Annotated in this window: 14 protein-coding genes; 8 read left to right on the top strand and 6 right to left on the bottom strand. The window is 72.8% G+C overall.

Annotated elements, in window-relative coordinates:
• The first annotated feature begins 185 nt into the window (after nt 1-185).
• The 3 genes from polA (at nt 186) to I5071_RS19540 (ending at nt 7,151) form a co-directional block, all read left to right on the top strand.
• Nucleotides 186-2,858: a DNA polymerase I gene (gene polA / locus I5071_RS19550; protein WP_236606997.1), complete on the top strand. Its 2,673-nt coding sequence runs from the start codon at nt 186-188 to the stop codon at nt 2,856-2,858.
• 72 nt (nt 2,859-2,930) lie between these two features.
• Nucleotides 2,931-5,180 (top strand): lamin tail domain-containing protein, encoded by a 2,250-nt coding sequence (locus tag I5071_RS19545; protein WP_236606996.1) that lies wholly within the window; start codon nt 2,931-2,933, stop codon nt 5,178-5,180.
• Between the two features lie 72 nt (nt 5,181-5,252).
• Nucleotides 5,253-7,151 (top strand): protein kinase domain-containing protein, encoded by a 1,899-nt coding sequence (locus I5071_RS19540; protein ID WP_236606995.1) that lies wholly within the window; start codon nt 5,253-5,255, stop codon nt 7,149-7,151.
• A gap of 10 nt (nt 7,152-7,161) precedes the next feature.
• Here the strand turns inward: I5071_RS19540 and I5071_RS19535 are convergent, their stop codons facing one another.
• Genes I5071_RS19535 through I5071_RS19525 form a run of 3 tightly spaced genes read right to left on the bottom strand, consistent with a single transcriptional unit; the run spans nt 7,162 to nt 9,973 of the window.
• Nucleotides 7,162-8,076, bottom strand: a complete 915-nt coding sequence (locus I5071_RS19535) for a response regulator (protein WP_236606994.1) — start codon at nt 8,074-8,076, stop codon at nt 7,162-7,164.
• 21 nt (nt 8,077-8,097) lie between these two features.
• Nucleotides 8,098-9,375, bottom strand: a complete 1,278-nt coding sequence (locus I5071_RS19530; protein ID WP_236606993.1) for a sigma-54 interaction domain-containing protein — start codon at nt 9,373-9,375, stop codon at nt 8,098-8,100.
• 13 nt (nt 9,376-9,388) lie between these two features.
• Complete coding sequence (locus I5071_RS19525; protein ID WP_236606992.1) at nt 9,389-9,973, bottom strand: YkgJ family cysteine cluster protein; 585 nt, start codon at nt 9,971-9,973, stop codon at nt 9,389-9,391.
• A 115-nt stretch (nt 9,974-10,088) separates the two neighbouring features.
• Between I5071_RS19525 and I5071_RS19520 the strand changes: the two genes are divergently transcribed.
• Nucleotides 10,089-10,988: a GGDEF domain-containing protein gene (locus tag I5071_RS19520; protein ID WP_236606991.1), complete on the top strand. Its 900-nt coding sequence runs from the start codon at nt 10,089-10,091 to the stop codon at nt 10,986-10,988.
• Here I5071_RS19520 and I5071_RS19515 read toward each other — a convergent pair.
• Both I5071_RS19515 and rseP read right to left on the bottom strand, forming a co-directional pair.
• Nucleotides 10,978-12,288, bottom strand: a complete 1,311-nt coding sequence (locus I5071_RS19515; protein WP_236606990.1) for an RsmB/NOP family class I SAM-dependent RNA methyltransferase — start codon at nt 12,286-12,288, stop codon at nt 10,978-10,980. The genes I5071_RS19520 and I5071_RS19515 overlap by 11 nt on opposite strands.
• A 33-nt stretch (nt 12,289-12,321) precedes the next feature.
• Nucleotides 12,322-13,983, bottom strand: a complete 1,662-nt coding sequence (gene rseP / locus I5071_RS19510) for an RIP metalloprotease RseP (RefSeq protein WP_236606989.1) — start codon at nt 13,981-13,983, stop codon at nt 12,322-12,324.
• A gap of 204 nt (nt 13,984-14,187) precedes the next feature.
• On the opposite strand from rseP, the gene I5071_RS19505 reads away from it, so the two are divergent.
• Nucleotides 14,188-14,751 carry a hypothetical protein gene (locus I5071_RS19505; RefSeq protein WP_236606988.1) on the top strand — a complete coding sequence of 188 codons (564 nt, stop codon included), beginning with the start codon at nt 14,188-14,190 and terminating at the stop codon, nt 14,749-14,751.
• A 276-nt stretch (nt 14,752-15,027) separates the two neighbouring features.
• A complete protein-coding gene (locus I5071_RS19500; protein ID WP_236606987.1) occupies nt 15,028-15,288 on the top strand; it encodes a hypothetical protein in 261 nt (86 codons plus the stop codon).
• A 17-nt stretch (nt 15,289-15,305) separates the two neighbouring features.
• On the opposite strand, the gene I5071_RS19495 is transcribed toward I5071_RS19500, so the two are convergent.
• Nucleotides 15,306-17,306 (bottom strand): chloride channel protein, encoded by a 2,001-nt coding sequence (locus tag I5071_RS19495; protein ID WP_236606986.1) that lies wholly within the window; start codon nt 17,304-17,306, stop codon nt 15,306-15,308.
• A 146-nt stretch (nt 17,307-17,452) separates the two neighbouring features.
• Here I5071_RS19495 and I5071_RS19490 point away from each other — a divergent pair, with 146 nt between their 5' ends.
• Both I5071_RS19490 and I5071_RS19485 read left to right on the top strand, forming a co-directional pair.
• Entirely contained in the window at nt 17,453-19,267 is a 1,815-nt protein-coding gene (locus I5071_RS19490; RefSeq protein WP_236606985.1) for an ATP-binding protein, read from the top strand.
• Nucleotides 19,264-20,670: a sigma-54-dependent transcriptional regulator gene (locus I5071_RS19485; RefSeq protein WP_236606984.1), complete on the top strand. Its 1,407-nt coding sequence runs from the start codon at nt 19,264-19,266 to the stop codon at nt 20,668-20,670. The genes I5071_RS19490 and I5071_RS19485 overlap by 4 nt, the downstream gene beginning before the upstream one ends.
• Nucleotides 20,671-20,675 lie beyond the last annotated feature (5 nt).

The raw sequence follows: 20,675 nt of genomic DNA, 5'->3' as shown, positions 1-20,675 counted from the left end.
CATCCAGAGCGCCGCGCGAGCCAGTGCACGCGAGCGCGAAGCGATCGCGCGCACGACACCACCTCGCCCGCCACCTCGCTGCGCATCGCAAGCGATCCTCGAGGACTGCCCGAGCACGGACCCCCGCACCGCGCCCCTACCGACGCCTCTCCCCGCGCGGTCTCATCGCTCTACACTCCGCGGCCATGGCTCGCACAGAACGCCTCGTCCTGGTCGACGGCAGCTGGCTCGTCTTCCGCGCCTTCTTCGGCCTCCCGTCGAATCTCGCGACGCGCACCGGGCTGCACACCAACGCGACCTTCGGGTTCGCGACGATGTTCCGGAAGCTCTTCTCGGGGCGCATGCCCGATCGCGGCGCCGTCGTGTTCGACGCGCCGGGCGCGACGGTGCGCGAGGAGAAGTTCCCGCAGTACAAGGCGCAGCGCCCGCCGATCGCGGGTGAGCTGCGCGAGCAGCTGGCGTGGATCGATCGCGTGGTGAGCGCGAACCACTTCCCGATGCTGCGGGTGCCCGGCTACGAGGCCGACGACGTCATCGCGACGCTCGCGAAGCGCGGGCTCGAGATGGGCATGGAGGTCGTGATCGTCGCAGGCGACAAGGACCTCGCGCAGATGGTGCGCGAGGGCATCCGCATGCAGGACACGATGAAGGACGTCGTCTACGACGCCGAGCTCGTGCGCAAGAAGTGGGGCGTGCCCCCGCAGCGCATCCCCGACCTGCTCGCGCTGATGGGCGACAACGTCGACAACATCCCCGGCGTGCCCGGCATCGGTCAGAAGGGCGCGGCGCAGCTCCTCGAGACCTACGGATCGATCGACGGGATCCTCGCGAACGTCGAGCAGCTCAAGGGCAAGCAGAAGGCCACGCTGATCGAGCACGCCGAGGAGGTGAAGCTCTATCGCGAGCTCGCGACGATCGATCCCGACGTGCCGCTCGACGTCTCGCTCGACGCGCTGATCATCGCGCCGCCCGATCGCACCGAGCTCGACGCGCTCTACCGCGAGCTCGAGTTCTACTCGCTGCTCTCGGGCGGCGACGAAGCGCGCGCGAGCGACACCACGACGAGCGCGGTGCGCTGCCTCGGCACCCTCGACGCGGCGCGCGCCGCGATGGACGCGCTGCCGCGCGATCGCGACGTCGCGGTGCAGCCGGTCTTCGAGCCGATCGCGCACGTGGTGCGCGGCGATCTCGTCGGGCTCGCGTTCGCCGCGACGGCCGGCGACCCGTTCTATCTGCCGCTCACCGGACAGGGCGCGTGCCTCGGCGAGGAAGGGCTCGCGCTGGTGCGCCCGTTCTTCGAGGACGCGTCGCGACCCAAGGCGGTGCACGACGCGAAGCAGCTCGAGATCCTGCTGCGCCGCGAGAACGTCACGCTGCGCGGCGACGTGTTCGACACGATGCTCGCGTCGTTCCTCGTCGAGCCGAACAAGTGCATCCCGCACCGGCTCGATCAGGTCGCGAAGGAGTACGTGCAGCGCGGTGTGCCGCCGCTGAAGTCGCTGGTCGGCAGCGGGCAGAAGGAGCGCAAGCCGAGCGAGGCGACGTGCGAGGAGGCCGCGTCGTGGGCCGGGCAGCTCGCCGACGTGGTGCTCGCGCTCGCGCCGGTGCTGCGCGAGCGGCTCGAGAAGGAAGGGCAGCGCGGGGTCTACGAGAAGGTCGAGCGCCCGCTCTCGAGCGTGCTCGCGTCGATGGAGCTCGCGGGCATCCGGGTCGACCAGGCCGACCTCGGCGCGATGAGCGAGGAGTTCAAGGCGCGCAAGGCCGAGATCGAGCAGCGCATCTACGCGCTCGCGGGCCACGAGTTCAACATCGGCTCGACCAAGCAGCTCGCCGACGTGCTCTTCGAGGAGCTGAAGCTGCCGGTCGTGAAGAAGACGAAGACCGGCTACAGCACCGACGCCGAGGTGCTGGAGCGGCTCGCGCCCAAGCACGAGATCGCGCGCCTCATCCTCCAGCAGCGCGAGCTCGCGAAGCTGATCAACACGTACACCGACGTTCTGCGCGAGGCGGTCTCGCCCGAGACCGGGCGGGTGCACGCGAGCTTCCTGCAGACGACCGGGGTGTCGGGGCGGCTCATCACGACCGATCCCGATCTGCAGCGCACGCCGGTGCGCACGCCCGAGGGCAAGCGCATCCGCAAGGCGTTCGTCGCGCCCGAGGGCACGGTGCTGATCGCCGCGGACTGGAGCCAGATCGAGCTGCGCGTCCTCGCTCAGTTCTCCGACGACGCGCGGCTGCTCGAGGCGTTCCGCGAGAACCTCGACCTGCATCGTCGCACCGCGTCGCTGCTCTTCTCGATCGCGCCCGAGGACGTCACGTCCGAGCAGCGCAACATCGGGAAGACCGTGAACTTCGCGACGATCTACGGGCAGGGCGCGACCGCGCTCGGGCAGATCCTCGGCATCCCGCGCAAGGACGCGCAGCGCTACATCGAGCAGTACTTCGAGCACTACGCGGGCGTGCGCGCGTGGCTCGATCGCACCATCGCGAGGGCGCACGAGACCGGCTACGTCGAGACCCTGCTCGGTCGTCGCCGCTACATCCCCGAGCTCTCGAGCCTGAACTCGACCGATCGCGCGACCGGCGAGCGCATCGCGGCGAACACGCCGATCCAGGGCTCGGCCGCGGACCTCTGCAAGCTCGCGATGCTCGCGATCGCGCGCCGGCTGCCCGAGGTCGCGCCGAGCACGCGCATGCTGCTGCAGGTGCACGACGAGCTGGTGTTCGAGGCGCCGCCCGCGGAGGTGGAGCTTGCCAGCGCCGTCATCCGTGGCGAGATGGAGCGCCCGTGGTCCGACCTGCGTGTTCCGCTGGTCGTCGAGATCGGCGTCGGTCGGAGCTGGGGGGAAGCGAAGTAGCGCGCGGCCATTCGCGGGACGGGGGCCTCGCCGCTTCGCGGAGCGGGGCGGGGGCCCCGGGGGAGGTCCTGCGTGAGAGCCAGAGAGGGCTTGTGCTTCGTCTCGATCTTCGCGGCGATGGCCGCGCTGCCGAGGGTCGCGAGCGCGCACGACGTGACCGTCGACGGCAACACGGCGGAGTGGTCGTCGCGCACACCGCCGCCGGGCGTGACCAACCTCGCGCTCGTCGTGCGCACGATCGACCCGGCCGGTGAGCTGGTCTGGAGCGACGCGCCGGGCGACACCCGCACCGATCTGTCGGCGCCGGGGCCGGAGATCCCGGCGGACCTCTCGCGCTTCGCGGTGACGAGCTCGGCGGCGGGGCTTCACTTCCTCGTGGTGGTCGGGCCCGATCCGATCGGTGGCGATCCGACGCAGGTGCAGATCGCGATCGATCTCGATCGGACGAGCGGCAGCGGCGAGGCGAATTTCGGCGGCTTCGCGGACACGACGGTCGCGGCGGACGCGGAGTGGGAATTCCTGGTGCAGACGCAGCGCACCGGCGGCGCACCGAGCGTGCGGGTGCTGAGCACGGCGTTCGCACAGGTCGGCACCGGCACGATCGATCAGGCGGCGACGGGCGCGATGGAGATCACGATCCCGTGGGCGGCGCTCTCGCGCACCGGCCCGCCGGCGGCGATGCGGCTGACGGTCGCGACGTTCCGCGAGGACACGAGCACCGGGAACACGCGCGCGATCGGCGATGCATCGATCTCGAACGCGCTCGACGCGCTGACGAATTACGGCGGCCCGGCACGCACCGGGAACACGTGGGACGAGGTGATGGACGGCGACGTCGATCACCACCTCGACGTCTTCTTCGACACCACGAGCGGCGAGGTGGTCGCGCCGCTGCTGGTGGCGCGCTTCGCGTCGAACACCGCGGGATCGGCGGAGCCCGACGAGTGGCTCGCGATCTTCAACCAGACCGGGTCGGCGCTCTCGCTCGCGGGCGTGAAGGTCGGCGACGAGGAGACGATCCGCACGAGCAACGGCGCCGAGGCGATGCTGTCGTTCCCCGCGGGCTCGACGATCGCGGCGGGCGACACGATCGTGATCGCGCGCCGCGCGATGGTGTTCGCGACGAGCTTCGGTGCGCCGCCCGACTACGAGATGGAAGCGAGCGATCCCGCGGTCCCCGATCTCACGCCGTACTTGGCGTGGTTCACCGGCACGCCGGGCGCGGCCGGGCTCGGCAACGGCGCCGACGAGATCCTGGTGGTCGATGCGCGCGACACGATCGTCGACGTCGTGACGTGGGGCACGTCGAACGCGTTCGGCGTGGCCGCGCTGAGCCCGCCGATGGAAGGTCAGGTCGCGATCCGCGGTCCCGCGACGCGCGACACCGACGACACCGCGACCGACTTCTCGAGCGTGGTCGCGACGTGTGATCGCGCGGAGCCGGCGACGTGTGGGGGCTGCTACGAGTGCGCGGCGCTGTTCAGCTGCGAGGTGAGGGCCGCGGGCACCGCGTGCCCCGACGCGGATCTCTGCGACGGCGAGGAGACGTGCGACGCGACCGGCAACTGCCTCGACGCGACGACGCCGCTCGAGTGCGACGACTCGAACCCGTGCACCGACGACGCGTGCGTGGCGGCGACCGGCTGCGACCACGATCCCGCCTCCGCCGGCACCGCGTGCGCCGACGCGGATCTCTGCGACGGCGCGGAGGCCTGCGACGCGGCGGGCAACTGCGTGGCGGGCACTCCGGTCGACTGCAGCGACGACGATCTCTGCACCGACGACGTGTGCGCGCCCGCGACCGGCGCGTGCACGAACCCCCTCGCAGCGGCAGGCGCGACCTGCGCGGACGAGGACAGGTGCGACGGCGACGAGACGTGCGCCGCGTCGGGCGCGTGCGTCGCGGGAACGCCGCTCACCTGCGAGGACACGAGCCCCTGCACGACGAGCGCGTGCGACCCCGCGACGGGCTGCACGACCGAGCCTGTCGCGGCAGGCGTCGCGTGCGACGACGGCAACGGCTGCACCACCGGCGACGCGTGCGACGCGGAGGGCACGTGCGTCGGGATCCCCGGCGAGACGTGCGACGCGGGGGCGACCGACGAGGACGCGGCCGTGACCGATGACGCGAGCGTCGGGAGCGACGCGGGGCGTCGCGACGGAGGTGCCGCCGACGGCGGTGGATCCGTCGACGGCGACGAGGGCTGCAGCTGCCGCGCCGCGGGCGCACGTGGTCGCGGCGAAGCGAGGGCCGCGCTCGGCCTCCTCGCTGCGCTCGGGCTCGCCATCGCGATGCGCCGCCGGCGCGCGCATCACGGTTGACGGCGTCGAGCGTCGCTTCGATCATGTCGGCTCATCGATGAGCGTCCGCCCCGCCCGCGCGAAGGCCCCGTGGTGAACGTCGCGCCGGGCGCGGTGGTCGCGGGTCGCTTCCGCCTCGAGCTCCCGCTCGGATCGGGCGGCATGGCGGACGTGTGGCGCGCCCAGGATCTCGCGACGCAGCGGCCGGTCGCGCTGAAGCTGCTGCGCCCGCAGATCGCCGCGAGCGCCGAGGCGATGCAGCGCCTCAAGCGCGAGGGCGAGGTCCTGAGCGCGCTCTCGCACCCCGCGATCGTGCGGGTCGAGACCTACGGGCAGCTCGACAACAACTCGGTGTTCGTCGCCATGGAGCTGCTCGAGGGCGAGACCCTCGGCGCGCGCATGCGGCGCGGACCGATGCAGCCGCTCGAGCTCGCGCCGATCGTCACGGGCACGTGCGCGGCGCTCGCGGCGGCGCACGCGAAGAGCATCGTCCATCGCGACCTCAAGCCCGACAACGTGTTCCTGGTGCCGCTCGCGAGCGGCGGCGCGGGTGAGCAGCAGGTGAAGCTGCTCGACTTCGGCATCTCGAAGGTCTTCGGCGGCGATCGCCTCACGTACACCGGCGAGGTGCTCGGGACGCCGCGCTACATGTCGCCCGAGCAGCTCGGTGCCGAGCCCGACATCGATCCGCGCGCCGACGTCTACGCGCTGGGCGTGATCCTCTACGAGGCGATGGCGGCGAAGCCGCCGTTCCTCGCGTCGACGCCGACCGATCTCATCGTCGCGATCCTGCACGGCAAGGTCGCGCCGCTGCGCTCGCTGCGTCCCGACCTCACGTCGGCGATCGAGGCGGTGGTGATGCGCGCGATGGCGCGCGCGAGAGAGGCGCGCTGGGCGAGCGCGACCGATCTCGCGGATGCGTTCCTCGACGCGGCGGGCGCGACGTCGCGGGCGCGCGCGCTGCCGAAGAAGGTGCTGCGCACCCAGGCGCTCGGCGGGGCCGGGCTCGTCGGGCCCGGGAGCGTGCCTCCGCCGCCCCAGCCCGCGCACCCGCCGCCTGCGAGCGCGATGGTGCCGAGCCCGGCGCCGCGCGCGGGTGCATCGTCGGATGCGCTGCGACCGGGCACGTTCAGCGCGTTCGGCGTGATCGACGAGACCGAGCTGCGCGCGTCGGTGCCGGGCCCGAAGCCCGCGCCGGCGACGCTGGTGATGGCGAGCGCGGACGCGCCGTCGCCGGTGGCGGTGCCGGTCGCCGCGCGCCCCGAGGTCGCTCCGAGCGCATCGCGCGGCGCGTCGGACTCGTGGCGCGAGCAGACGCAGTCGCCTCCGCGCGCGTCGGCGACGGCGAGCTCGAGCGGATGGGACGCACCGTCGCCCGCGCCGCCGAGCAACCCGATGCTCGGTCGGCTGCTGCTGATCGTCGCGGGCCTGGTCGCGGGCGCGATCAGCGCGGCGATCGCGGTCGCCGCGCTGCACTACATGCGCGCGCCCGACGCGCCCGCTCCGCCCGCGACGACGCCCACGCCGGCGACCAGCGCACCGGCGCCCAGCGTCACGCCGCCGCCCGTGAGCCCCGAGCCCGCGCCCGACGAGGCCGAGCCCGAGAGCGCCGACGAGCTCCCGGTCGCGCCCGACGTGCCCGAGGAAGCGCCGCGCCCGACGACGCGTCGCACGCGCCGCGAGCGCACCGCCGCGCCCGAGCCCGCGCCGGTGGAGCCCGAGCCCGCGCCCACGACGCTCGATCCGCTCGAGCTCGCCTCGCGCGCGCTGGCCGAGGGCGATCCGAACCTCTGCATCACGATCCTCGACCAGCTGATCGCGCACGGCGCGACGCCCTTCGCGATCAAGCGACGCGCCGACTGCGAGCTGCGCGCCGGCCGACGCGCCGACGCGATCCGCGACTACCAGCGCTTCTGCCAGATCGCGCCCGATCACCCGGCGATCTCGACGGTGCGCGAGCAGCTCGCGGGCATGGGCCTCACCTGCCCGTGAGCGCGTAGCGTCAGCTCTTGGCGAGCGGACGGCGGGTCGAGCGTGCGGCGGCGAGCAACGCGGGCCCATCGGTGGCGCGCGACTCGGGCCGTCCCGCCAGGCCGATCTCGAGCCCGAGCGGCGCGCCGATCGCCGCTCCCGCGAGCCCTCCGCTCTCCTCGCGCTCGCGCAGCCGCCGCACGACGGTCTTCGCATCGCCCGCGCTCGTCTCGGGCAGCAGCACCACGAGCTCGTCGCGATCGGCGCGGAACAGGTGATCGATCGCGCGGATGCAGCCGCGCACGCCCTGCGTGAGCTGCACGAGCACGCCGTCGCCCGCCTCGCGCCCGAGCTCCGCGATCACGCGGCCGAGCCCCGCGACGCGCAGGCTCACGCACGAGAGCGGATGCCCGTAGCGCACCGCGCGCGTCATCTCGTACTCGATGCTGATCTGCATCTGCGCCGCGCTGCCCGCGCGGGTGAGCGGATCGAGCAGCTCCTCGTCGCCGAGCGAGAGCAGCCGGCGCTCGGCGATCACCCGGCGCAGCGCGTTGCGGATGCGCTGCTGGATCTCGAACACGCGATAGGGGCGCGCGACGTAGTCTTCGGCGCCGAGCACGATCGACGCGCGCCGGCTCTCCACGTCGTCGGCGGGCGTGGTGACGAGGACGGGGATCGCCTTGAGCTCGGGATCCGCCTTGAGCACGCGAAGCACCTCGAGCCCACCCAGCGGCTCGTCGCCCTTCGGCAGCGCGACGGGCGCGGGCACGTGCATCGGCAGCCCCACGTCGATCAGCGCGAGGTCCGGGCGCTTGCGCGCGACGAGATCCAGCGCGGCGCCGCCCTCGAGCGCGGTGACGACCTCGTGCCCCGCGGCCTCGCAGACCTCCTGCAAGAGCCGGAGGTTGAAGGGATCCGGCTCTGCGATGAGGACGAGCGCGTTCACGGGCGAGCGCCTCTCCGTCGTTCAGGGACGCGGGCCGGGGCGGGACTTGCCCGCGTCCTCGAGCCCGTACGCCTGCACCTTGCGGATCAGGTTGCGGCGGCTGATGCCCAGCGCCTCCGCGGCCTTCGTCTTGTTGCCGCGCGCGCGGCGCAGCTCCTCGGTGATCATGCGGCGCTCGAGCGTCTCGACCGCGTCGGGCAGCGAGGGCGGCGGTCCCGCGGTCACCGGCTCGGCGCTGGTCGCGATCGGCGCGGTGGGCTCGGCTGCGGGCTGCGGCGCGATCGGCGCGCGGCGCTTTCCGATCGCGGGGCTGAGCAGGTCCTCGTCGATGACGCGATCGTCGCCCGAGAGCACCCAGAGGCGCTCCATCTCGTTCTCGAGCTCGCGCACGTTGCCCGGCCACTCGTGCGCGACGAGGCGCTCGAGGGTGCGCGGCGTGAGCAGCTTCTCGCGCTTGTCGCGCTTGCCGAGCTTCCCGAGGAAGTGGCTCACGAGCACCGGCACGTCGTCGCGACGCTCGCGCAGCGGCGGCACGCGCACCGACACGACGTGGAGGCGGTAGTAGAGGTCCTCGCGGAACGTGCCCTGGCGCACCATCGACGCGAGATCGCGGTTCGTCGCCGCGATGATGCGGACGTCGACGTGCTTGGGCTCGGTGCCGCCGACCGGCATGAACACGCCCTCCTGGAGGACGCGCAGGAGCTTCACCTGCATGCCCGGCGACATGTCGCCGACCTCGTCCATGAAGAACGTGCCGCCGTTGGCGACCTCGAAGAGGCCCGGCTTGTCGTTCACCGCGCCGGTGAACGCGCCGCGCTTGTGCCCGAAGAGCTCGCTCTCCAGCAGGTTGTCGTTGAACGCGCTGCAGTTCGTCGCGACGAAGGGCTTGTTGCCGCGGCGGCTCTGATCGTGGATCGAGCGCGCGACGAGCTCCTTGCCGGTGCCGTTCTCGCCGAGCACGAGCACCGTCGCGTCGCTGTTCCGGATGCGCTCGAGCATGCGGAAGAGCGCGAGCATCGGCGCGCTGCGCCCGACGATCTTCGGGTGGTGCGAGACCGGCTCCTCGCGATGACCGAGCGCGCGCTCGATCTCGGTCGTCGCCGCCGCGAGCCCGCGGTTCGCGAGGCGATCCGCGTCGTCGTGGTCGAGCACCTCGATCGCGACGCGCGCTCCGTCGCGCAGCGTGAGCTCGGCGCGCGCAGCTCCGGCGCGGGGGGCGCTCATCTGGGCGCGGCCGGAAGAAGGTGCCGCATCGCCCTCGCTCGCCATCACGCTGCCTTCCTCGGAGCCCATCCGCATCGGGGCCGGCACGCTAGCACAGTGCGTTTCCCTCGTTCAATTCGGCCGTGATCTCGCGCGCGAGCGCGCGCAGCGAGGTGCGTCGCGAAGGGTCGCCTCCGTGCTCGCGGTTCGAGAGCGCGAGCATCGCGTCGACGCGCTCCGCGTCGAGCACGTCCTCGGCGCGCGGCGCGTGATCGTCGCCCTGGAAGTTGAGCGGGCACCAGGTGAGCGCACCGCCGTTCGCGCCCTTGCCGCGCGCCATGATCGCGGCCTCGGGGATCACGCCGTCGGGGTAGCGCAGGGGCAGGCCCTGGGTGCGGCAGACCAGCGGTCGCGCGTCGTAGATCGCGCAGCGACCCTCGTGGTCGAGCATCACGCAGCGACCGTCGTGCACGTCGACGCGCTCGGCGATGTGTGCGCGCGCCGCGTCGTCGAGCACGGCGAGCCCTTCGCGCACGAGGGCGGCCTCGACGTCGCACACCGAGAGCTCGGCGTGACAGCACGCGCTGCAGCCCGCGCGGCACGCCATCGAGGCATCGCGGCGCGCGCGCACCGCGCCCTCGAAGGCGTCGACCTTCGCGACGAGCGCGCGATGTGCGGCGAGCGGATCGTTCATCGGGAGCCGGCGATCGTGGGGCCCGCGGCGCGCTCCCGCCAGCGTCGATCGGGCGACGTGATCGCGCGGTGAACGAAACCGTCGCGTACAAAGGCGACCTGCTACGATCGGCGCCGTGACCTGGCCGCCGCGAGGTCGGGCGACGGTGCCCGAGACCGACGTCGATGGCGCTCCCCGGAACGGCACGGACGGGGCGGCAAAGAGGCCGGTGCTCGTGGTGCTCAACGGCCCGCAGATCGGCCTTCGCCTCGCGCTCGACGAGAGCGCGATCGAGATCGGTCGCGACCCCTCGTGCGATCTCCCGCTGCGCGATCCCGGGATCGCGTGGCGCCACGCGCGCATCGAGCCCGGGCCCGAGGGCTGGAGCGTGGTCGATCTCGGCCAGCACGGCGTCGAGGTCGACGGGATGCGCGTCGCGAAGCTCTTGTTGTCGGCGGCGGATCGCATCCAGATCGGCGCGACGGTGCTGCGCTTCGAGCTGCACGGCGCGGTGGAGCAGGCGTTCGACGCGGAGGTCGAGGAGCGGCTCTGGCGCGACGATCTCACGGGCCTGATGTCGCGTCGCAAGCTCGAGCTCGAGGTCGCGGCGCGCCTCGACGCCGCGCGCGCAGGTGCGGGTCCCGCGATCGGGCTCGCGGTGATCGATCTCGATCGGCTGAAGCAGATCAACGACGTGCACGGGCACCTCGTCGGCGCGCGTGTGATCACCGAGGTCGGGAGGGTGATCGGCGCGACGGTGGTCGCGCCCGCATTCGCGTGCCGGCTGGGCGGCGACGAGTTCGCGGTCGCGCTGCCGGGCGCGGATGTGCGCGCGATCGAGGCGCTCGCGCAGCGCGTGCTCGACGCGATCGCGGCGATGCGCGTGATGCACCTCGGCGAGCGGCTCGGGGTCGGCGCGTCGGCGGGTGTGGCGGTCGGGCCGGCGCAGGGCGACGAGGTGTTCACGCTGCTCCGCGCCGCCGACGAAGCGCTCTTCCGCGCGAAGAACGAAGGACGCGGCGTCGTCAGGACGTGACGCGGAAGCGCACGACCTGGTAGGCGTCCGGGCCCTCGTCGCTCGCGATGCCGAACGGCCCGATGCGCCACACGCCATCGTCGTCGGGCGCGAGGGGCACGCCCTCGACGCGATCGACCAGACGCGTGAGCCCCGCGATCTCGCGCTCCATGCGCGCCGCGACCTCGGGCCCCTCGGCGCGCGTCGGTGAGCACACCGCGAACGCGAGCACGCCGCCGGGCTTCACCATCTTCGCGGCGTTGCGCGCGATCGCGATCTGCAGCGCGCCCATGCGGGCAGGATCGGCGGGCGTGAGGCGCAGGAGCAGCTCGGGGCGGCGGTGGATCGTGCCGAGGCCGGTGCACGGCGCATCGACGAGCACACGATCGAACGCGCGCTCGAGCCCACCGGCGCCGACCGAGAGATCGCGCGCCTCGATGCGCGCATGATCGCGCGGGAGCCCGAGCCGCGCGAGCTCGCCGTCGATCTGCTCGAGCTTGCGCTCGTGGAGATCGATCGCGGTCACGCTCCCGCTCGCGCCGACCTGCGAGACGAGGAGCGCGGTCTTCCCGCCTCGGCCCGCGCACGCATCCGCGATCGACTCGCCCGCGTGCGCGTCGAGCAGCGATGCGACGACCTGCGAGCCCTCGTCCTGCACCGCGAAGAGCCCCTCGTCCCATCCGGGCAGCGCGCGCGGATCGCCCACGCCGCTGACGAGCAGCGCGCGCGCCGAGAGCACGCCCTCGCGCACGGCGCCGCTGGGACGCGCCTCGCGGATGCGCGCAGCGAGCGCTTCGCGGGTGGTGCGCCCGAGCTCGACGCGCAGCGCGATCGGCGGCGGCAGCGGACGCGCGCGCAGGAACGCCTCGGCGCGCTCGGCGCCGAGGCCGCGCGTCATCTCGCCCTCGAGCCACTTCGGCACTTCGAGCCTCGTCGCGCGCTCGGGCGAGGCCGGGCGCTCGCGCGCGAGCGCGCGCAGCACCGCGTTCGCGAAGCGAGAGAGCCCTTCGCCGCGCTGCGCACGCACGATCGACACCGCGTCGGAGACGACGGCGTGCGAGGGCGCGCCCGACAGATGCGCGAGCTGGTACTGCGCCGCGCGCAGCGCCGCGCGCGTGAGCGGCTCGAGCTCGCCCTTCTTCGTCTGCTTCGACGCGAGCGCGCGATCGATCGAGGGCAACGTGCGCAGCGTGCCGTAGACGATCTCGGTCGCGAGCGCGGCGTCGCGTGCGTCGAGCCCGGCGCGCTCGATCTCCGCGTCGAGCGCGGGCGATGCCCACGCGCCCTCGGTGCCGATCCGATGAAGCACGCGCGTCGCCACGACGCGCGCAGGAGAAGCAGGCGCGACCACCGATCACTCCAGCGCTTCGAACGCCGCCACGATGTCCGGCCACTGCCGCGCGACGTCGTTCGTGAAGACGAGCACCATCACGATGACGAGCATCGCGAGCCCGGTGAGCGACGCGAGCTCGCGCAAGCGCCGGCTCACCGGACGACGCGACACGCCCTCGACCGCGAAGAAGAAGAGGTGCCCACCGTCGAGCACCGGGATCGGCAAGAGGTTCAGCAGGCCGAGGTTGATCGAGATGAACGCCATGAGCGCGAGGAAGTCGAGCGACCCTCCGCGCGCCGCGATCTGCGCCTGACGCGCGATCTCGAGCGGTCCCCCGACCTCGCGCGGCGAGACGCGCCCCTGGAAGAGGCGCACCAGCGACACGCCGGTGAGCTCGATCATCTGCCACGTCGCGCTCAGCGACTCGCGGAGCGCGAAGCTCACGGGCGAGGGATGCGGCACCGGCGCGTCCACCGTCGTCGGCGCGAAGTGCTCGATCCCGTAGCGATACGAGATCACACCGCCCTCGACCGTGCGATCGCAGGTGAGCCGGATGCGACGCGTGATCTCCTGATCGTTGTGCTTCCAGGCGAGCGTGCGCTCGTCGCCCGCGTGCGCGCGCACGTCCTCGAGGAACTGCGCCCACATGCGGATCGGCTGGTCGTCGAGCGTCAGCAGCCGATCCCCCGGGAGCAGCCCGGCGCGATGCTCGGCCGACCCCGCGACCACGCGTGCGACGTAGAGATCGCTGCTCTCGAGCCCGGCGCGATCGATGCCGCTCCCCGAGCCACCCTCGGGCGTGAGCGTCGCGACGTGGGGCTCGTAGAGATCGAGATCGGCGAGCCCCGACAGCACGTCGGTGAGGCGCTGCGGGCGCAGGTACGTGATGGGCAGCATCGAGCCGCGGTTCCGCTCGAGGACCGCCTGCAGATCGATCCATCGCTCGATGGGACGACCTCCGGCCGCGACCACGCGATCGAAGCTGCGGAGCCCCGCCGCCGCGGCGGGCTGCGACGGTGACGTGATGCCGATCACCGCGAGCGGGTGGTACGGCATGACGCCGATGCGCCCGAGGCGCGCGCTCAGCTCGAGCGGTCGCTCCTCTTCGCTCCACGTCGGCGTGATCGAGCGCTCGAGCTGCTGCCCGTCGCGCTCGATCGTGAACACCAGCGCGCGACCCGCGCTCGGCTCGACGTGCTCGCCGAGCCCGTCCCAGGTCGCGATCTCGTCGCCGTCGATCGCGACGATGCGGTCGCCGGGCATGAGGTGCTCCGCCGCGGGGCGATCGGGGAACACCGTGCCGATCACCGGCGGCGTGCGCTCGGCCGCGACGCCGAGGAACACGACGAAGTAGAGGAGGATCGGGAACGCGAGGTTCATCGCCGGCCCCGCGAGCACGATCACGAAGCGCTTCCACAGCGGCTGCTCCGCGAACGAGCGCCCCGCGTCCTCCGGCGAGACCGTGTCGTTCGGGTTCTCGCCGAGCATCCGCACGTACCCGCCGAGCGGGAACGCCGCGATGACGTACTCGGTGTCGCCGCGCTGCACGCCGGCGATGCGCGGTCCGAAGCCCAGCGAGAACTTCAGGACCTTCACCCCGAAGAACTTCGCCCACGCGAAGTGGCCGAGCTCGTGCACGAAGATGAGCACGCCGACCAGGACGACGAAGTAGACGACCGCCACGCCGCCCCGAGGATGACCGCATCGGGCCCGCGTGGCACGCTCGCCGTTCGGGCCCCGAGGGAGAACCTCGCGGCGCCGGGGTACGAAAAGCGCCGGGAACTTTCGCCGAGGAGCGCTGTCCAAGCCTCCTCGCACGCCGGGGTCACAGTGTTCCTGGTTCGCGGACTGACCGCCGCGAACGCTCTCAGCGGGAGGAAGAGGCGGATGGAGGCGAAGCTCAACGTCGGGATCCTCTGCACGCTGGCGCTCGCGTGGGCGTCGCTGACCCTGGCCGAGCCCTCCTCCGCGATGGATCCACACGCCGAGCTCACTCGTGATCTCGCGGACATGGAGGATCGCTTCGCGCGCGATCGCGAGGACCCCGCGCTGGCCGAGCACCTCGCCGACGCCTACCTCGACCTCGATCGCCCCGACCTCGCGGTCGCGACCCTGAGCACCGCCGACGCATCGGTGCAGGCCGACCCCGCCGTCGCACATCGTCTGGCACGCGCCTACGAGCAGAGCGGTCGCGTCGCCGATGCGCTCGCCACCGCGGAGCTCGCGGCCGCGCGCTGTGCGCGCTCGATCGGCACCGCGGACTCGTCGTCGGTGACCCCGATCCCCGAGCGCAGCTGCTCGGAGCGCACCTACGCGGCGCTCTCGATGCACCGCAACGCGCTGTCGCGCATGCACGCGTGGGGCGTGACCGACCCGCGCACCGACAGCCGCGCGCAGCTCGCGTACTCGCTCAGCGTCCGCGCCGCGCGGATCTTGAGCGCTTCACGGTGAACGCGAGCCGGGGATCCACCGGGAAGGACGCGGCGCGATACGGGGGCTGATCGTCCCCCGCCGTCTGCGCGCGGTGCTCACGGACCGAAGTCCGCTCCGCTCCGTGCTCGCCACCGGGCGCCGCTGAGCCCCCGTCTCCCGCCGCGCGACGAACGCGCGGATCTGTCGTCTCGCGTCAGCGTGCGTTCTCGTCGCGGGCAGCGCTGTCGCAGCGCGCGAGAGGCTTTGTCTCGCCGAGCGGAAGGCTCCGAGGGGCTCGAGAGGCGTTCTCTCGTCTTGCGCAAGGCCCTCGACGGGCTCGAGCGGCGTTCTCTCATCGCGACGAAGGGCGCCGACGGGCTCGCGAGGCTTTCTCTCGTCGTACGGAGGCCCGACGAAGAGCGCGAGAGCCTTTCTCTCGTCATGCGCAAGGCTCTGGAAGGGCTCGAGAGGCATTCTCTCGTCGTGCGCAAGGCTCTGGAAGGGCTCGAGAGGCTCTCTCTCGTCGTGCGAAAGGCTCTCGAACGCTTCGACGAGCGCCTTTCTCATCGCGCTTGATACGTCCGCGGCGCGCTTCACCCGGCGGGGAGCCTCGTCGTGCGCTGCCCGAGTCGCTCGAACGCGTCGCGCGGGCCCATCGCGAGCCAGCGATCGCCGGGCGCGACCACGCCGCTCTCGTGCGAGTCGCGCCACGGCGCGCGCGCGCCGCCGGTTCGCACTGCGAGCACCCACAGCCCGAGCTCGCGACGCACCGCGCTCGGGTCCAGCGCGCCGCCCACCGCGTCCTCGGGCGCGTCGATCGGCCCGATGCGGTAGTTGCGCGGCAGCTCGATCAATCGACCGGGCTCCGCCTCCGACCACGTCATGCGCGTCAGCAGCAGATCGCGCTGCAAGAGCTCGCGATCCATCGCGCCGAGCAGACCGCGTCGCGTCACGATGCCGAGCACCTCGCCGCGCGCATCGACGACCGGCAGCTCGCCCCACTCGGCGTCCCAGAGCCGCTCGCTCATCCGCGGCAGATCGTCGTCGGGCACGATCGGATCGACCTTCGTCCCCGCGTCCCCGAGCGTCGCCCGCCGCTGGGCCTCGTCCGCGTCGGCGAGCGCGCGGAAGTCCACGGCGACGACGCGACCCTCGTCGATCGTCGCGTACGCCACCCGTGCGCGCCGCGCCGCGAGCTCCGCGTGCACCTCGGCGAGCGGCATCTCGCGCGGAAGCACCAGCGCTTGCTCGAGCACGTCGCGCGCATGCACCGCCCGCGCGAGCCGATGCGCGAGCGAGCCGTCCCACGACACGCCCTTGCGCCGCATCTCCGCGCCGTAGATCGACTCGCGGCGCATCGCGCGAGCGGTCGCGGTCGCGAGCGACGTCGCCGCGAGCAGCGGGAGCACGAGCGCGTAATCGCCGCTCATCTCGAACGCGAGCACCGTCGCCATCAGCGGCGCGTGGGTCGTCGCCGCGACCACCGCGGCCATGCCGACGAGCGCGAACGAGCCCACGAACGCCTCGCGCTCGGCGTCGATCCCCGAGGTCGCGAGCATCGACGCGATCACTGCGCCGAGCGACGCGCCGAGGAACATCGACGGCGTGAACACACCGCCCGCGCTCCCCGACGACACCGACGCGGTCGTCGCGAGCGGCTTCGCGACGAGCAGCGCCACCAGCGCGAGCCCGACCACGTGCCCGTCGAGCAGCTCGCGGATCGGCTCCGCACCGTTGCCGGTCACCGCCGGCAGCTCGATCGCGATCGCGCCGACGATCAGACCGCCGAGCGCGGCGCGCATCGCGAGCGGCAGCTTCACCCGCGAGAAGAGCGCCTCGCCGCTGCTCAGCATCTGCATGAAGAGCACGCCCGCGAGGCCGCCGAGCGGACCGAGCACGATCGAGCTCGCGAGCTGTCCGGGCGTCACGAGCGCGTAGTCGCGCAGCCCGTAGAACGGCAATTCGCCCAGCGTGATGCGCGAGATCGCGGTCGCGACCGCCGCGCCCACGACCACCGGCACGATCACCTCGAGCGCGACCACGCCGGTCACGATCTCGATCACGAAGAGCGTCGCCGCGATCGGCGTGTTGTACGCGGCCGCGAAGCCCGCCGCGGTGCCCGTCGCCAGCAGGATGCGGGTGCGCGAGGGCGACATCCCGAGCACACCGCCGCACGCGCCGCCCAGCGCCGCGCCCACCTGGATCAGCGGACCCTCGCGACCGAGCGATCCACCCGACACGATCGCGCAGATCGACGACGCGGTCTTCGCGAGCGCAGCGCGCAGCGAGACCCGGCCGCGCCCGAGCACCACGCTCTCCATCACGTCGCCGACGCCGTGCGAGGCCGGCAGGCGCGCCGCGGCCGCCATCGCGATCAGCCCGCCGAGCAGCGCGCCGAGCGCGGGCGCGACCAGGCACACCCACGCGGGGAGCGCACGGAAGGCCGCGACCACCTCGCGATCTCCGAAGAGCATTTCGGTCGCCCGCTCGATGCCGCCGCGCACGACGACCGCGAACGCCGCGCCGAGCACGCTGGTGACCACCACCGCGATCGCGAAGCGTGCACGCTCTCGGGCGCGGTCCCATCGGCTCACCGCGCGAGGGTGCCCATGCGACGCGCGCCGGCGCAACGTTCCCGGGTCGATGAACGCCCGCTCCGGCGGTGTCATGATTCGGAAGAGAGATGCCGTCCTCGCCGAACCCTCTTTTCGGCTCCGCCGAACGGCCCGAGATCCCGGCGATGTCGTCCGCGTCGCAGTGGCATGCCCTCCTCCACGGGGCCGAGGGCGCTGCCGACAGTGGTGCCTTCGCCACCGAGCCCGACGACTTCCGCGACTCGCGCGTGCGCTGGCTCATCCGGCTGCGGTGGGGCGCGATCACGTTCATCGCGCTCGGCGCGATCTTCTCGTGGGCCGGGCTCTTCCCGGGGCTCCACGCGCCGATGCTCGCGTGCATCGCGATCGTCGCGGCCGGGTACAACACGATCCTCGCGATCCGCCGCACCCACCATCCGCGCGCGGGCATCGTGCACGCCATCGTCGACATGGCGATCCTCACCGCGGTCCTGTGGGCCTCGGGCGGCGTCCACACGCCGTTCATCGCGAACTACATCTTCCACGTCGCGGTCGTGGGCATCCTCGGCGGGGCGCGCGCGACGTTCATCGCGGCCGGCGTCGCGCTCCTCGCGAGCGCGGCGCTCTGGGCGACGGAGCACGTCTCGGCGCTGCGCATCGCGACGTGGGATCCCGTCGCGCCGTGGGATCTGATCAGCGAGCTCGTCGCGTTCGGTGGTGTGCTCGGCGCCGTCGCGTACATCGTGTCGCACGCGGTGCGCGAGCTGCGCGAGCGCGAGCTCGCACTGGCGCGCATCGGCGATGCGGTGGCGCTCGAGTACGAGGTGCTCTCGAACACGCTCAGCGAGCTCGACGCAGGCCTCGAGGTCGTCGACGGCGACGGCACGGTGATCTGGCGCAACAAGCGCGCGGCGGAGCTCTCGCCGTACGCGCAGGCCGGGGGGATCTGGAGCTGTCCCGGCGAGCATCGTCCCTGTCAGGGCAAGGTCGAGGGCGAGTGTCCGGTGCGGCGCGCGCTCGCGGCGTCGGAGCCCGGGCGTTGTCGCTTCGCCGCGACGGTCGAGGGCATCGAGCGCGTGTACGAGATGCTCGTGTTCCCGCTCGCGACGGCGGGCGCGCGCAAGGGTGGTCCGCGCCGCGCGATGAACCTCTACCTCGACCGCACCAGCAGCGTGATCGACGAGCGCGGCCTCATCCTCGCGGAGCGTCTCGCGAGCCTCGGTCGCGTGACCACCGGCGTCGCGCACGAGCTCAACACGCCGCTCGCGACGATCCGCACGCTCGCCGCCGACATGCAGAAGGTGCTGCGCGACCTCGAGCACGAGAGCGCGGCCGACACGCGCTCGCGCTTGATCGCGGATGCCGCGGAGAGCGCGGCGATCGTGCAGGACGAGACGCGCCGCCTCGGCCGCATCACGCAGGGCCTCCTGACCGGCGGCGACGTGGTGCGCGCCGAGATGCAGGGCGAGGTCCCGCTCGCCGCGGTCGTCGAGCGCGCCCGCGCGCTGGTGTTCGCGGGCATGCGTCGCGCGCCTCCGGTCGAGATCGGCGAGGGCGTCGATCAGCTCGGTGTGGTCGCGGATCGTGATCGACTGGTGCAGGTCATCGTGAACCTGCTGCAGAACGCGTACGACGCGGTGCGCGAGCAGGACGACGGGCGCGTCTACGTCTCGGCGCGCTACGACGAGGCAGAGGGTCGCGTGGAGCTCGTCATCGACGACGACGGGCCGGGGATCTCCGAAGAATTCCGGCAGCGTCTGTTCGAGCCGTTCGCGACGACGAAGCCGCCTGGACAGGGCACGGGACTCGGGCTCTACACCTCGTACATGCTCGTTCGCGCCATGCAGGGAACCATCGAGCTGGTGCCGCGCGAGGGTGGAGGCACGCGGGCGCGCGTGGTGCTGCCCGCCGCGCGCGCAGGCGCGATCCGCACGGCGAGCAGCGCACCGCGCGAGGGCCTCGCCCGGGAGGTCCCGGCGTGAGCACCAGCGACGGTCGCGTGCTGGTCGTCGACGACGACGCAGCGTTCCGCTTCGCGATGCGCAAGGCGCTCGGTCGCCTCGGCTATCGCGTCGACGAAGCAGCCGGTGGGCACGAGGGCGTGCGCAAGCTGGAGGCAGGCGATCCGCCCGATGCGGCGCTGCTCGATCTGCGGATGGACGATCTCGACGGGCTCGAGGTGCTGCGCCGCTGCTCGCGCGTGCCCACGAAGTTCGTCGTGCTCACCGGGCACGGCTCGGTCGACGCGGCCGTGCAGGCGATGAAGCTCGGCGCGTTCTCGTTCCTCGAGAAGCCCGTCGACGCCGACATCCTGCAGCCGCTGCTCGATCAGGCGATCGCCGAGGCGCGCCGTGGCCGTGGCGCGGTCGATGCGGGCAGCGCGGCGAGCGACTTCGCGCCGCCGCTCGTCGGGACCAGCGCGGCGATGGAGGAGGTGCGCTCGTTCGTCGCGCGGGTCGGACCGACCGACGAGACCGTCGCGCTCTACGGCGAGACCGGCACCGGCAAGGAGGTCGTCGCGCGCCACCTGCACCTGCGCTCGCCCCGCAAGAACGGGCGCTTCGTCGCGCTCAACGCGGCGTGCGTCCCGCGCGATCTCTTCGAGAGCGAGCTCTTCGGCCACAAGAAGGGCGCGTTCACCGGCGCGACGGGCGATCGCCTCGGGCTCTTCCGCGAGGCGAACGGCGGCACGCTCTTCATCGACGAGCTCGGCGAGCTCCCGCTCGAGTCGCAGGCGAAGCTCTTGCGCGCGCTCGAGGAGCGGAAGGTGCGCGGCATCGGCGAGGCACGCGAGATCCCGGTCGATGTGCGCATCGTCGCGGCGACGAATCGCGATCTGTGGAGCGAGGTCCAGGCGGGCCGCTTCCGCGAGGATCTCTACTTCCGCCTGCAGGTGTTCCCGCTCCGCCTTCCTCCGCTGCGCGAGCGCGTCGAGGACGTGCCCGAGCTCGCGGTGCACCTGCTCGAGCGCATCGGCGGCGCGCCGCGGCAGCTCGCGGCCGACGCGATCAAGGCGCTCACCAGCTACGAGTGGCCGGGCAACGTGCGCGAGCTGCTCAACGTGCTGCGCCGCGCGTCGCTCTTCGCGACCGGCGAGGTGCTCGACGGCGAGCTGGTCCGCCGGATGATCGCGGCGAGCGTGTTCGCGCATCCGAGCGCGACGACGACCCGCGCATCGACTCCCGCCGTGCGCGTGGTCGCGCCGAGCGCGCCGGCGTCGAGCGACGAGGAGATGAGCCTCGCCGAGCTCGAGCGCACGCACATCGAGCGGACGCTCGCGCGCATGGGCGGCAACATCACGAAGGCCGCGACGAGCCTCGGGATCGATCGCCGCACGCTGCAGCGGAAGCTGCGCAGCTACGGCATCGCGGCGGGAGACGAGTGATCGTG

Source organism: Sandaracinus amylolyticus, assembly GCF_021631985.1.
In the GTDB taxonomy this organism is placed as follows: Bacteria; Myxococcota_A; Polyangia; order Polyangiales; family Sandaracinaceae; genus Sandaracinus; species Sandaracinus amylolyticus_A.
The sequence above is the reverse complement of the archived record's forward strand: the minus strand, read 5'-3'. Positions and strand labels throughout refer to the sequence as shown.

Coding starts and splice junctions, on each gene's coding strand:
- polA (WP_236606997.1), top strand. CDS start 186: ATGGCTCGCACAGAACGCCTCGTCCTGGTCGACGGCAGCTGGCTCGTC.
- I5071_RS19530 (WP_236606993.1), bottom strand. CDS start 9,375: ATGCGGATGGGCTCCGAGGAAGGCAGCGTGATGGCGAGCGAGGGCGAT.
- I5071_RS19525 (WP_236606992.1), bottom strand. CDS start 9,973: ATGAACGATCCGCTCGCCGCACATCGCGCGCTCGTCGCGAAGGTCGAC.
- I5071_RS19505 (WP_236606988.1), top strand. CDS start 14,188: ATGGAGGCGAAGCTCAACGTCGGGATCCTCTGCACGCTGGCGCTCGCG.
- I5071_RS19490 (WP_236606985.1), top strand. CDS start 17,453: ATGTCGTCCGCGTCGCAGTGGCATGCCCTCCTCCACGGGGCCGAGGGC.